At 30.7% G+C, this 12,549-nt stretch carries 14 protein-coding genes; 3 read left to right on the top strand and 11 right to left on the bottom strand.

Annotated elements, in window-relative coordinates; genetic code table 11:
- The first annotated feature begins 16 nt into the window (after positions 1-16).
- Complete coding sequence (locus EQM13_RS01320) at positions 17-523, top strand: hypothetical protein (protein ID WP_128751715.1); 507 nt, start codon at positions 17-19, stop codon at positions 521-523.
- An 88-nt stretch (positions 524-611) separates the two neighbouring features.
- On the opposite strand, the gene EQM13_RS01315 is transcribed toward EQM13_RS01320, so the two are convergent.
- From EQM13_RS01315 to EQM13_RS01275, 9 genes are all read right to left on the bottom strand, one after another.
- On the bottom strand, positions 612-938 hold the full coding sequence (locus tag EQM13_RS01315; protein ID WP_128751714.1) for a hypothetical protein: 327 nt from the start codon (positions 936-938) through the stop codon (positions 612-614).
- Positions 939-1,111: 173 nt separating this feature from the next.
- Positions 1,112-1,876: an IS21-like element helper ATPase IstB gene (istB, locus tag EQM13_RS01310; RefSeq protein WP_114217624.1), complete on the bottom strand. Its 765-nt coding sequence runs from the start codon at positions 1,874-1,876 to the stop codon at positions 1,112-1,114.
- A 1-nt stretch (position 1,877) separates the two neighbouring features.
- Complete coding sequence (istA, locus tag EQM13_RS01305; protein WP_128751667.1) at positions 1,878-3,461, bottom strand: IS21 family transposase; 1,584 nt, start codon at positions 3,459-3,461, stop codon at positions 1,878-1,880.
- Between the two features lie 92 nt (positions 3,462-3,553).
- Positions 3,554-4,636, bottom strand: a complete 1,083-nt coding sequence (locus EQM13_RS01300; RefSeq protein ID WP_128751713.1) for a hypothetical protein — start codon at positions 4,634-4,636, stop codon at positions 3,554-3,556.
- A 42-nt stretch (positions 4,637-4,678) separates the two neighbouring features.
- On the bottom strand, positions 4,679-5,683 hold the full coding sequence (locus tag EQM13_RS01295; protein WP_128751712.1) for a hypothetical protein: 1,005 nt from the start codon (positions 5,681-5,683) through the stop codon (positions 4,679-4,681).
- A gap of 367 nt (positions 5,684-6,050) precedes the next feature.
- Positions 6,051-6,245: a hypothetical protein gene (locus tag EQM13_RS01290; RefSeq protein WP_128751711.1), complete on the bottom strand. Its 195-nt coding sequence runs from the start codon at positions 6,243-6,245 to the stop codon at positions 6,051-6,053.
- On the bottom strand, positions 6,232-7,245 hold the full coding sequence (locus tag EQM13_RS01285) for a hypothetical protein (RefSeq protein ID WP_128751710.1): 1,014 nt from the start codon (positions 7,243-7,245) through the stop codon (positions 6,232-6,234). Before EQM13_RS01285 ends, EQM13_RS01290 begins: the two co-directional genes overlap by 14 nt.
- A gap of 23 nt (positions 7,246-7,268) precedes the next feature.
- Positions 7,269-7,829, bottom strand: coding sequence for a hypothetical protein (locus tag EQM13_RS01280; protein WP_128751709.1), 561 nt, complete (start codon positions 7,827-7,829; stop codon positions 7,269-7,271).
- Positions 7,830-7,946: 117 nt separating this feature from the next.
- Positions 7,947-8,951: a hypothetical protein gene (locus EQM13_RS01275; protein WP_128751708.1), complete on the bottom strand. Its 1,005-nt coding sequence runs from the start codon at positions 8,949-8,951 to the stop codon at positions 7,947-7,949.
- A 356-nt stretch (positions 8,952-9,307) separates the two neighbouring features.
- On the opposite strand from EQM13_RS01275, the gene EQM13_RS01270 reads away from it, so the two are divergent.
- Both EQM13_RS01270 and EQM13_RS01265 read left to right on the top strand, forming a co-directional pair.
- Positions 9,308-9,661, top strand: coding sequence for a plasmid mobilization protein (locus EQM13_RS01270; protein WP_128751707.1), 354 nt, complete (start codon positions 9,308-9,310; stop codon positions 9,659-9,661).
- A 1-nt stretch (position 9,662) separates the two neighbouring features.
- Positions 9,663-11,006 (top strand): relaxase/mobilization nuclease domain-containing protein, encoded by a 1,344-nt coding sequence (locus tag EQM13_RS01265; protein ID WP_128751706.1) that lies wholly within the window; start codon positions 9,663-9,665, stop codon positions 11,004-11,006.
- Here EQM13_RS01265 and EQM13_RS01260 read toward each other — a convergent pair.
- Positions 10,979-11,569: a Cap15 family cyclic dinucleotide receptor domain-containing protein gene (locus EQM13_RS01260; protein WP_128751705.1), complete on the bottom strand. Its 591-nt coding sequence runs from the start codon at positions 11,567-11,569 to the stop codon at positions 10,979-10,981. The two genes, EQM13_RS01265 and EQM13_RS01260, sit on opposite strands and share 28 nt — an antisense overlap.
- Positions 11,559-12,515 carry a nucleotidyltransferase domain-containing protein gene (locus tag EQM13_RS01255; protein WP_077369899.1) on the bottom strand — a complete coding sequence of 319 codons (957 nt, stop codon included), beginning with the start codon at positions 12,513-12,515 and terminating at the stop codon, positions 11,559-11,561. Before EQM13_RS01255 ends, EQM13_RS01260 begins: the two co-directional genes overlap by 11 nt.
- Positions 12,516-12,549 lie beyond the last annotated feature (34 nt).

Raw genomic sequence — 12,549 nt, 5'->3', positions numbered from 1 at the left:
TTATCAGGTGATTGCTATGTTTATAGGATTGTTTTTAGGAATATGTTTAACAATATTAGTTCTTTTTATAAAACTTTATAAGAATATTACCCTGTTTTCTTTCAAGACAATGGCATTTGGAATTGACTTTTTTGTTATCTTATTTTATTCAATTTATTTCTTCCATCCTAATGTAGCCACAAAGCTTGTAGAAGGAAAACTTCAATATTTACTTGATGCAGGTGTTGGAATCCTTGCAGTAATTCTTTATGGACTCTTGATTTTATTTATCAATGATACTTTCCCTAGAGTAAGCAATATACTTAATTTGTTTATAACATTTGTAGGGGTAGGCATAGCAGTACCGTTTACAATAGGACTTCTAACTCCTGTAATTCAGTTCTTCCATCAAAGCTTCACATTTAATGGAGATATTGTTTTGTCCCAGAATCATATGCTTAGTCTTTTTCTAAAATATATGGTTTTTGGAATTATTGCCCTTCCAGTATGGAGATACAGAATGAGCAAGCTTGAAGAATTTTAATATAAATAAGCAAAGAAAAAGCGACTACCTTAAGAGAAATTATTCTTATAGTAATCGCTTTATTTGTTTTTAAAGTATAAACACTCCATTACCGTTGTTTCATTTCATGTATCTTTGCAGCTACACGTTGACAAGCTAATTTTTCAGGTGAATCTTTATCTAAAATGGGAATAAAGGTGTTTTTTAGCTTATCAGCAAGAACTAGTAAATTAAATGGTTTATTAGTTTCAAAATTCTCAGTTTCATCAATATGCTCATCAATTATACTCCAAAATGTTTCCGTTTTAATAATATTCATTATTTTATCGATGATAGCCTCCCAATATCCTATCGGTGTTTTCATACATCCTATTTCATCGAAATAATCTGATGGTTTTTTTAGTATATCCAGATATTTGAAATCTGCGATATCCATCCATAAAACCATCTCATAGACAAGTGTTGAAGCCAGTACATTTATGTCTTCACTATTCTTATTATCTAGTTGTATTTGTCAACCGAAAATTAGGTCAAAAGACCATTTAATTTTAGGTCACTTTCTTGTAAATAAATGTGCCTCTAAAATTTGTGTACAAAGGCACAAATACTTTAAGCTGTTAAAGATTTAATAGATGCACCATTTTCTCTTAATGTTTCTCTTAGCCGATAAGAATCACCCTCCATGTCGACAAGAATTGCCTTGTAAGTAAGTCTATCTATCATCGCACTTGTAACTGTCGGATCACCGAAAACCTCAATCCAACGCTCAAATGAAAGGTTAGAAGTAATTATTGTTGATTTCCTTGCTGCCCTTAAAGAAAGATTATTAAACAGCAGATCTGTCCCTTCCCGGTCAAACGAGGTGTACCCAAGTTCATCTGCCACTACAAGGTCATATTTTTCAAATCTATTCTCAAAATATCTCAAGGTCTTAGCGCTATTGCTTTCCTTCAATGTAGTAACCAGTAGTGGAATTGTCGTGAACAGAACCTTATAACCTGCCATGCAAGCCTTTAATGCTAAAGCAATACTAACCATAGTTTTTCCGGTTCCCGGGTTACCGGTCATTATGATATTTTTGCCTTTTTCGATAAAATCAAGTGTTGCTAACTCAGGAAGTCTTTTCTGCATATCTACTGGGAGACAGTCAATTTCAATATCTTCAATATATTGCCTGTAAGGCAAATGTGCATTTCGAATACGACATTCAATGGAACGCTTATCCTTTTCTTCCATCTCATAAGTTAAAAGCTTATGAAGAAAATCCTCATAATCAGCCGCTTCAGATATTACTTCTTCATAGTGAGTTTTAATTCCTTTAAGTTTCAATATATTACAGTATTCTTTAATCTCTTCATTTAATTTAACCTTCATACTATACAGCCTCCTTGTTAAGCTTTCTTGATTGGAGTGCTGCAAGTTTATCATAAATCGATAATGTGCTCCTTGATTTTTCAGTTAGATGATCATTTAATGGAACAGTAACGCAAATTTCTTTTTCCTTTCTACTTTCACAAATCACCTTAACCTTATCAGCACTCATATCCATTGGTGACAGTTTTTCAAGTTCCCTTAAAGCTTCTGTCACAGCATGGATTCCTTTTTCATAAATAATTTCTAAAACTTGTAGAAATGTCTTGGCATCTTTGGTATAATACTGTTCATAGATATATTTGATCTGGGTGTCCGTTTGGAGCAGTGCTGTGCTTCCTTTGAGGGCACCTGGTTTTTTATGTAGAGTTCTAAGATAATGATGAATCTCAATTTTCCAGTCATGCAGTTTAAAACTGCGGTCATGTTTAGCTACAATGCTGTTATCGTAGTAGATAATTATCTTATCTGTAAACATCTTCACTTTTACCATTTTACCAACTAATGTATCCGGCACAGAATAATGATTTTGACTTACCGTTACGGTCGAATATTTGTCAACACGGTTTTCTGAATAAATACTGCTTTCAAACTTAGGTAAGTTAGGAAACAAGTGTTTTTGCTCTTCTTTAAAGATTTCCATCGGCACCAATCCGTTAGATGTTTCTTTATTATTAAGCTTCATACATTCTTCAAAAAGAAACTTGTTTGCTTCTGCAAGAGTGTCGAATTTGTCATTACCCGGCTCACTGAATACTTTTCTTCTAACATATTCTACACTTCTCTCAACGTGGCCCTTTTCATTGCCTTTTGCAATATTCGTGAACCTAAAGTTGAATCCATAGTATATTGATAATTCTGTCAATGCTTTTGTTGGCTCTTTTTCGAACAATCCAACAAATTTCTTAACTGCAACCCTCATATTATCATAGACCATTGTTCTAAAATTACCTTTGCAAAATGAGAAAAATTCTGCATGTGATTGTTGAAATGCTGGAGTATCTTGAGATTTAAAAAGCATTGAATATCTGATTCCGCTTTTAGCAGGAGTAAAAACTGCCATTTGATAAGCTTTATATCCTTCTCCCCCTATATCTAATTTTGCCGTACCCCAGTCAAATTCACATACATCTCCAAGAACATATTCTTGTCTTATGAAAGCTTCACGATGCCTATCCTCGATTGTTTTAACTAATCTTTTAACTGATGAATAACTAATATTAAAATTTTTCTTTAACAAGTATTCATGAATATCAATTTTTCTCATTTGCTGCTTTGACATACCGTTAGCACGCTTCCATTCATTAACCTTTAAGCATTCTTCAATTACTTCAATCATCTCAGATGTTACCTTGTTTGGCCCTCTGTTTTCAGAATTGTATTTTGGTTTTTCAACAATTGCTTGAATTAATTCTTTTGTATCTGTTTCAGGATTTTTTGCTAAAAGTTCTTGCTTTTGATTTTCATACTCATTTACATATTTATTTACAGTATCCTTGCTCATGTGAAGCTCACTGGCAATGCTTCGATTGCTCATACCGTCAATATGTTTAAGTATGATTTTTTGTTTTTGATTCAATTTTATCACTTCCTTCTCTTCCTCCTCCCAGTTTATACTGAAAGGATACCATATTTTCTTAAGAAAGTGACCTAATTTTCAATGAGCCAGCTGACCTATTTTTAGATTAGCATAAACACTAGTGCATCTGATATCATCATCAAAATTTTATATTTTTCATGTGATATCTCATAAATCCATGAAATTACAGTGTTTAGATCAAGTATCAATTCATTAGCTATATGTTCTAAATTTTCGGATTCTATTAATCCTGTATGTGCAATTTCATTTCTTATCTCCGGGATTTCAAACATATAATATGGATACACGGATAACATCAATATGTGATTATCACGGAACGATTTATCTACTTTCTCAACCAAAGTTCCTGCCAAACCACTTAGTTCATTTACTTTTAAAACATTACAGCAGTCATAAAATAACCCTTCAATCTGCAATATTGCAAGGGATATAAAAGGTTGCCATTTTTTATCCTCATATAAGGTCTCCAAAGTATTAAATACTTCTAACCGACGATTCATTATATTATGTACTTCTATTTTTCCACATAGATAGTCCAATACATTGTTTTCTCTTACGATTCTGCTTAGTTCTATCTGATATGCATTTAAATCTTCATGCTTTAACTTTATGTAACCATTGATTACATCTAAGAAATTCTCTAATTTTACTCCAGGAATAAATCTAATTTTCGCTTCTGTTGAAAAATCATAATCAGGATCATAATATTTTTTAAAAAAACTGTATTCATAACAACTTTGTAGCATTAAATTAAGACCTTTATCATCTTGTCTAGAAGCATAATCTACAGACTTATGTTCTATTAAATAATCTAGTAATCTGATACTTAGAAAATTAATTATTTCATCCCTTGCCCGCTTATTTAGATTAGCAAAGTATCTTAACTTCCTGTGTTCATAGTCTTTCTCTGCTGGAATAGTAGCATCTAAGTGCTTCAGATCTTGTAAACGCTCATTTATCTCGCATAAGTCAGCTATTATCTTTTGTAAAATATAAATATAATTGGATATAAAAATCTCCTTATCAACATTTTCCCCTTCTAATTTAGGGTCTATAAATGAATATAATTTATCACATAGTTCCTTTTTTGTTAGAACATTATCCTGATTTACTCTAGTAAGTTCTTTTGAAAAACTTGTCAAAACTTCATGTAAATCTTTCATTTTACATCTTCCTTTACTATTCTTGATTAAGTGATATTTAAATCACAGCCTTACGGGTATGTCATAATATATCCCCTGAGGTGTTTCACTTATATAAATCTCATATTGATTATAATATTTAATAATCACATCACATATATCATTGAAAACAGTATCATCTTTCCAATCTGGATAATCCAGATATAATTTATCTAAAGCTTTACCATAATCCTTCCAGATAGCTTTTGTATATGATTCTCCAAACCCTTCTTCAATAGCATCTATTATTTTTTCCCTAGAATCACCTAAACAATATAAATTGCCATGAGCACTAGCTATCTTTTTTAAAATAAAACCAGTATAATCATGAAATTCTAAAACAAATTCATTTAATCCTATTATTCTTCTATTGTATTTACTTCGTTGTTTTTGTAATCCATCCTCAGTATCATTACAGGTTTTGATTATTTCTAAAGCATCCGATTCCCCAAAAGGAAATGTCGTTGATGAAGTTCTACAAGCAAAATACTCGCTCCAGCATTGCATGGCTAAAAGAATATATTGTGATCGCAAATCAGTTTTTACCTCTTTATTTTGGATCCACTCTATCTCTCTATTTGAGCTATATTCATGAATGTGCCCAAATTCATGGTACAATGTATTAATAGCCAACTGTCTTGATGATAAAAACAAAGCATATTTTTCTTCAGAGTTAAGACTATCTTCTATAGCTTGTAATTGCTCTTCACCCACTAATGTGAATATTATATTTTTATCAATGATTATGTTATATACTGTTTCTCCACTTTCATTATCACTAGACACTACTTGTGCCATCCCTTTACCATATTCATTTTCAGTAATAAACTCTCTATGTCCATTAATTCGTTGAAAATCAAATAAACCTTCTTTATAATCTTCTGGAATAATAATTGAATTTAGTAACGATAAATCTAAAGTTTCCCTTAATGTATTATAAATCGAGAATATTGCTTGGCTATAAGCTTCTATCTGTTGTTTTTCTATAGACTGCTCTCCAAATGATTTTGCATTAAATAATATCTCCATAACCAATTCACTCTTTCTATTTTTTTTGAAATACTGTTGTCATCTAATTTATTTTCAATAATATGAAGGCTGCCATTTTCATCGATAGCTAATAAATCGAGTCTTTCCTTAGTATCATCAAACCCGCTAAACTCTTTTTGTATTATGAGAAGACTCTCCCCAAGAATGTCTGTGTTTTTGCTTATCCATTCTTGTATATGTTGACGTTCCTTAAATTCTAGCTCTTGAAAAGTTTTTTACTTATAGATATAGCTTCATTTTTTTATCTATTAAAAACATTTATTTATCCCCCTAAATTTCAATAATAAAATGTTTTCTATCTATATTTAAAAGTTGCTAGGTGAAATTATAAAACTATTTCTCTAAATTATTTATCCCTAGAATCAAATTTTCCTTTAGTTAAAATCAGAAGTGCAAAGCTTCCTACAACGCCACCCACTGCTTTTATCCCATCCTTAGTCCTCTTAGCATATTTATTTCTACAATGTTCACAATATCTATGCTTATAGCCCTCAGGCAAGTCTCTTTGGCATTTCTTATTTTTACATTTATTCATCTCCATATTTTTCTCCTTCCAATATTTTTTGTTCTACATTAAATGGCAGTTCCATGATCCTTTTCTTTATATCTGGTAATGCCTTTGACCAGTAGTTTTCTGGTGATGGATCTAGCATATCTAATCGTTGAACTAGCCCTTCAATATCTAAATAAGTTTTTTGGATGTATTCAGCATAATATTGTAAACTTTGTTGAGCAGCTTCAGCTTCACCCATCTCAAAATATGCCATTGCCTCTACAAATGAAACCATGTTAACTGCATATAAATTTTCTCTTATTTCATTTATTCTATCATCCATCTTATCAGGACTTGATGTAGGTAGTATCTTCCCCCAAAATGATTCTGGCTGATTTTTGATAAAATCCAAACTTGCATTTTGGCTTAACATTAAAAGGTTTCTACTATCCTCAGAATCACTAGCAATTCTCATCAAAGCTAATTCTTTTAACTTTTGATTCTTTATAACCATCGCTTGTAAAAGTTTCTGTTTGCAACTATATGCAGAAGCTAATCTATCATATTCTTGTCCTTTTCTTACTTTTTCAACGGATATTTGTATTAACTGAATTTGTTCTGCAATTTGAGCAATCTGCATCTGAGTTGCATAATTTGTCATGGCTTGACTTATATCTGGTGTAATATTAGTTTTTTCTAAAGATATAGTTGATACTATTTTTTTAGTCTTTGGGTTAACCAAGTTTGCCATCAAAGAACCATCTTTCCTAGTCATTAATTTTAATGATCCTTCGGCTAACTTTCTATTTTGTTCGTCAGTTAACACTGCTTGAAAAGTTTCTTTAGGTACTGATGATTTTATTAAACTTATAAAAGCTGGAGCTGAATAAAGCATCTTTTCTATACTAGATAAAGTAGCTTTTGCACCCTTTATCAAAGGATGTCCCAAATCTGGAATATCAGAAAAACATTCAGAAATATCAGAAGAAAATTCTTCATTATTAATTATTTTTACATTCTCTTGTCCTATATAAATAATTCTATCCACATCAACACCTCCCTTTCACTTCTTTAAATTTCTACAATAAAATATTTTTTCTCTCTATTTAGAGATTGCCAGGTGAAATTATAATCTCCTTTTATAGGAATAAATTCTTTCCCCTTCATTGCTCCTGTTGGTTTGAATATATCTCCATAGACCCTGTATTCATCTCTAAAATATTTATAGATTCCATTATTCCTTTGATCTGCATAAAAAGGTCTATCCGATACCAATATTACTACTGCATTTTTTGCAAATCCATTTTCTTTTAGCTCTTCCATGAACTTTATATCTTTAACAAATGAGTACATCTGCTCAGGATACTGACCATTTAATGGATGTTTTAATTCGATGGCATATTTCTCTGTTTTATCATTATTAAAGATAGAGATATCAATTTCTTTTTTGATTGTCTTACTTCCTATTGAAAAATAAGATACATTTCTTTCAAACTGAATTATATAACTGTCTAGTTCTTTTCTTAAAAATATGCCTAGCTCATGTTGGAAACTGAATTCATTATATACTTCGATCTTTTCTATTTCTGCATAGGAAAAAAGTTTAGACACTAATTTTTTTAAGTCCAGCAAATTTACACCCCCTTGTTTATGCTCATAACCACTTAATATTATTTGCTAATATAATTTAAACTTCTATTGCTTTCTACAAATCTAATATTATTATTTTATAATCCTAAACTAATCCTCTTAAGAGTATTTATTGCAATATTTTTTTATAGGACATATTTCACATCTAGGATTCGAGGTACATACTTCTCCATATCCAGATGAACAAAAATTCCAAACCAGTGAGTCTATTTCTGACATAGAAACTCCTGTATCCTCAGATAGTTTTAAAACCGTTTCAAAAACTTCATTTATCCTTGCTGGTGTGTTATTTCCTCTTCCCATACGTTCTCCAGAAAAAAATCTACATAAATGAACGTCTGGTTTCATGCCATCTATTCCAACATTTCTTAAATACTCCCAAGCTAAAGCTTCCCCTACTCTATGAATTTTATATTTTGATTTATTATCCGATATTTGCTTTACTATTTCATATGTAGGGACTGAGGTAACAAAATTATCCATACTTCCATAATCTTTTTCGATTTTTTCCATTATTGCAATGTTTGAAGAAAGGCTTTTCATTTGCTGACTTATATCTCGATTTCCACATTTAATTTGACGAATTTCATTTATAAATCTCTCAGGCTTTTCAGCTTTAATCTTATCAACATCAAAGTTATAAAATATATTCTCTATTTTATCCATGTTAGCGACGATCCCTTTCCAAGGTCTTTGATTGCTTAATAAAGAATAAATTAATCCTTTTACATGATCTGATAAAGTAAATTCTCTACCATTTTTTCGTTGCTCTATATTATCATTTGTCCATATCTCAAATAAATTATTTGCTACTAAATACTCCTTTAATATATGTATCCAATCATTGTTCTTAAAGTTATTTGAGATACTGCTTAAATCCTTAATTGCAAACCTCTCATATAATAGTTCACATATTTTCGATAAATATAAATGGTTACACTTATAAACGACTTCCCTTGAAGGATTCATACCCATATCTATGGAGTCATCCAATGTTTTCTCATATTCTTTTATTTCATCTATTAAACTATCTCTTTCTTTTATAAGTTCTTCATAGTTTTTATCCTGTAAAAGACTGATATATGTTTCTGGACTTACTATCATAAATTATCCCCCCATTCCTGATACATACTTAAAATAATAAGTCAATTTATTAACTACTATTGTACCAAATAAATCATACCTTGCTAATATAACATGGAAATTTTATAATTCACGCTGACATTCGCCATAGAGTGCGGTAATATAAATATATAAATCAAATACTTAGCTTAATGCCTGCTTTTAAAATAACTTTAATAGCAAGCACAGTAAGTGTAGACACACTTACGAGAAAATTGATGAAGCGGACCCATTTAGGTTCGCTTCTTTTTATCCAATTTTCTACTTGTTCCTATCGGAATGATTTAGGGGACACCCCTAATACCCTGTTATAAAGAAGAAAGAAAAGGAGGATTTATATGGCAAATAGACTTAGAAAAAATGATATTCATGTAATGGTTACTGATGAAGAAAAGGAACTTTTTAAGAAAAAACTTGAAATGAGCAAGTCAAAATCAATGGGACATTTTATAAGGAAAAGTGTCCTTGAAGCCCCTATATTTGTAATTGATATGAATATTTTTAGAAGGCTACAAACTCTTATAGGGAAAAACTCTAACAACCTTAACCAAATTGCAAAGAGAGTAAATAGTACAGGAATAATCTATAGAGAAGATATTGAAGATCTTAAAAAAGAGAATGATGATATCTCAAGAGAAATAATAAAAATTCAAAATATCCTGACAAGAAAATATATGAATAGGCCTGATTGATATGGCTATTACAAAAATACACCCCATCAAATCTACTCTAAATCTTGCTATTAATTATATTACTAGTAATGATAAAACTGATGAGCAAATATTGATAAGTTCTGATGGCTGCTCTCCTTCAACTGCCCATTTACAGTTTATGAATACAAGGGAAGTCAATGATACTAGAGGAACAGTTTTAGCTAGACATTTAATACAAAGCTTTGTTCCTGAAGAGGTAAGTCCTGAAAAGGCACACGAGATAGGTCTTGCTCTGGCTAAAGAAGTTTTAAATGGTGAATACGAATATGTTCTAGCAACCCATGTAGATCGTAACCATATTCATAATCACATTATTTTTAATAATGTAAACTGGAAAACAGGTAAATGCTATCAATCAAATAAACGAAGTTACCACAAAATCCGCTACCAAAGTGATAAGCTATGTAAGGAAAATAATCTTGTTGTCATAGATGAATACTATGAAAAATACAAGAAAAAGTATAAGACAAAAGGTAAATCCTATAGGGAATATCAGGAGAGAAAGGAAGGCACTTCATGGAAGGGAAGACTCCAGTTTGATATTGATAGAGCTGCTAAGAAAGCTAAAGACTGGAAAGATTTCCTCTATCTTATGGAGCAGTATGGATATGAAATTAAACATGGAAAGCATATCGCTTTCAAGAAAAAAGAGGGTCAAAAGCGTTTCACTAGAGCTATGCGAATTGGAGAAGATTATACTGAGGAAAGATTAAAAGAACGTATTTCAGAGGAAATTCAGATACGAGGAAAACGTCCTAAATCTCCATTTAAGGCCTTGGATAATATTATTGATATTAATGCTAACGAGAAGGTTAAAGGCTCTCCTGGATACAAGCATTGGGCAGTAAAGCATAATCTTTATACTATGGCAGATACAATCAACCAGGTTAGAAGTGAAGGCTTCAAAACACAAGAACAGTTAGAAAAAGCACTCCAGGATAAAGCTTCTGAAATTCAAAATCTTCTTTCAGAAAACAAGAAGATAGAAAAACTAATTGAAGAAAAAAAGCAGACTATGGAAAACAGATATATCATTGAGCAGTATAAAGAAATTTATAAATATGCTAAAAATCATCCCGAGGATAAGGCTTTTACTAACGAGTATAATGCTCAACTTTTGCTTTATAAAAAAGCAGTTACCGAAAGTTTTCAGAACTCCAATACTCTTCCTACCACAAAACAGATATTTGAAGAACTTGAAAAATTAAATACAAAAAAAGAGTCTCTCATTGAGAAACTCAATCAGTCCCGCCAGGAACAAAAGAAACTATATCAGTATAAGAAAAACTATGATACCTATTTAGGGAAAGAGGTCGAGCGATAAAAAATTGCTTGGCTATCTTTTTTATTTTCTACAAAGTAAATGTCGCCTTTGGTTTTACTGGTTGTCCAATAAATTCCATGAAACTCCTTTACATCGTCAACAAGCACTTTACAGGTGCCATATTGGATAGGATTCTCATCACTAAATTCACTTTTGGGTTGAGTGATATAAGTATAATATAACACATATTTATTATTTTCTTCTACTAACTCACTTGTTATACTTTTACTTGTAATCTCATCACTTTTTATCGAAACATATACATTAGTTAATGTTTGAGAAATTTTTATATCTATATTTTTAGTTCCTTGGATTCCATTATATTCATATTTTATTAAACCACCATATTCTTTTTTGAATTTAGGTATTTTGATTAAAGGATTTATCCTCCAAATCCATTTTTCATATACCAACGTTAATATGGCACTATATCCTGCAGCTTGTGTAATTAACTCCCAGTTGTCTAACAATGTCTCCGAACCTTTTAAATATTTTAAAACTAAAAAAATAATTACACAAAATATTGCCGATAATTTTAATAAATTATTTATTTTAGATTTCATATTCATAAAAACCTTTCAACTCTTCTATAAACCCTTTGTAAATATCTCGTCTATCAGGTGAATCATCACATAATTTTTTTATATTATTAACTTCCATAAAATTAAGAGTGGAATATCTATTATCATATAAGTACCCAACAATCTCATCAAAAGCGTAACGATAGGTACTGTATTTGGTAAAGTATTCATTTGGAACATTCCACAAAAGACATTCTACACCAAAAGAACTTGCTTTTTGGGCATATGGATATCTTAAATCTTTCATTTGGTATCTAAGTTCTTTAGCAATTCTAACCATCTTTTTAAAGTAATAATTTGTAGCATTATTTTTTTCGACACCATTTTTTATATGCTGCTCTGGGTAATTAATTATTTCTTGGCCATCATCAGCTTTTATTAAAATACCACCGATATAGTTTTCTTTATCAAATGTATAATCTTGCCTATAGTCTCTATGTCTCATTGATGGTACACTATCGGTATCCTTTCTGTATGAATTCCCATTAATTTTTATTGATTTATTTTTTCTTTCAACATCTTTACCAAAGTGATTTCTTAATATATCTTCAACTTCATCTTTAAAACTTTTTATCCTGGGAGTTGCATTTGTAAATCCATAGTCTGCTCCAGATACATTTAATCTGTATGCAGGTCGAAATATATCCTCCTGTACTACTGCAATGTCAACATCGCTATGTCCTCTTACATTTGTATTATTTGCATAAGAACCTTGCAAAAACAATTTAATATCATACCCACTAAGACCACCACTCATTCTAATTTGATATGCTGTAGAAGCACCATATATAGTCTCCATTTCATTTTCACTAAGACCCAAATCTTTTAATGCATTTGATACCATTCTTATAGCATTTTTACATTGATTTTCTTCAGTTTCACTAAGTGGCTTAGCATAATCTTTTAATTGTTCTTCAGTAAAAATCATAAAATTAAGTCAACCCCTTTCAACATTTTATAAT

It is taken from the genome of Acidilutibacter cellobiosedens (assembly GCF_004103715.1).
GTDB lineage: Bacteria > Bacillota > Clostridia > Tissierellales > Acidilutibacteraceae > Acidilutibacter > Acidilutibacter cellobiosedens.
This window is presented reverse-complemented; position numbering and strand designations above follow the sequence as displayed.

Bases quoted from the DNA above. Each gene is read 5' to 3' on its own strand.
- EQM13_RS01320 (WP_128751715.1), top strand. From the start codon at position 17: ATGTTTATAGGATTGTTTTTAGGAATATGTTTAACAATATTAGTTCTT.
- EQM13_RS01315 (WP_128751714.1), bottom strand. From the start codon at position 938: ATGGATATCGCAGATTTCAAATATCTGGATATACTAAAAAAACCATCA.
- istB (WP_114217624.1), bottom strand. From the start codon at position 1,876: ATGAAGGTTAAATTAAATGAAGAGATTAAAGAATACTGTAATATATTG.
- EQM13_RS01300 (WP_128751713.1), bottom strand. From the start codon at position 4,636: ATGAAAGATTTACATGAAGTTTTGACAAGTTTTTCAAAAGAACTTACT.
- EQM13_RS01295 (WP_128751712.1), bottom strand. From the start codon at position 5,683: ATGGAGATATTATTTAATGCAAAATCATTTGGAGAGCAGTCTATAGAA.
- EQM13_RS01290 (WP_128751711.1), bottom strand. From the start codon at position 6,245: ATGGAGATGAATAAATGTAAAAATAAGAAATGCCAAAGAGACTTGCCT.
- EQM13_RS01275 (WP_128751708.1), bottom strand. From the start codon at position 8,951: ATGATAGTAAGTCCAGAAACATATATCAGTCTTTTACAGGATAAAAAC.
- EQM13_RS01270 (WP_128751707.1), top strand. From the start codon at position 9,308: ATGGCAAATAGACTTAGAAAAAATGATATTCATGTAATGGTTACTGAT.
- EQM13_RS01265 (WP_128751706.1), top strand. From the start codon at position 9,663: ATGGCTATTACAAAAATACACCCCATCAAATCTACTCTAAATCTTGCT.
- EQM13_RS01260 (WP_128751705.1), bottom strand. From the start codon at position 11,569: ATGAAATCTAAAATAAATAATTTATTAAAATTATCGGCAATATTTTGT.
- EQM13_RS01255 (WP_077369899.1), bottom strand. From the start codon at position 12,515: ATGATTTTTACTGAAGAACAATTAAAAGATTATGCTAAGCCACTTAGT.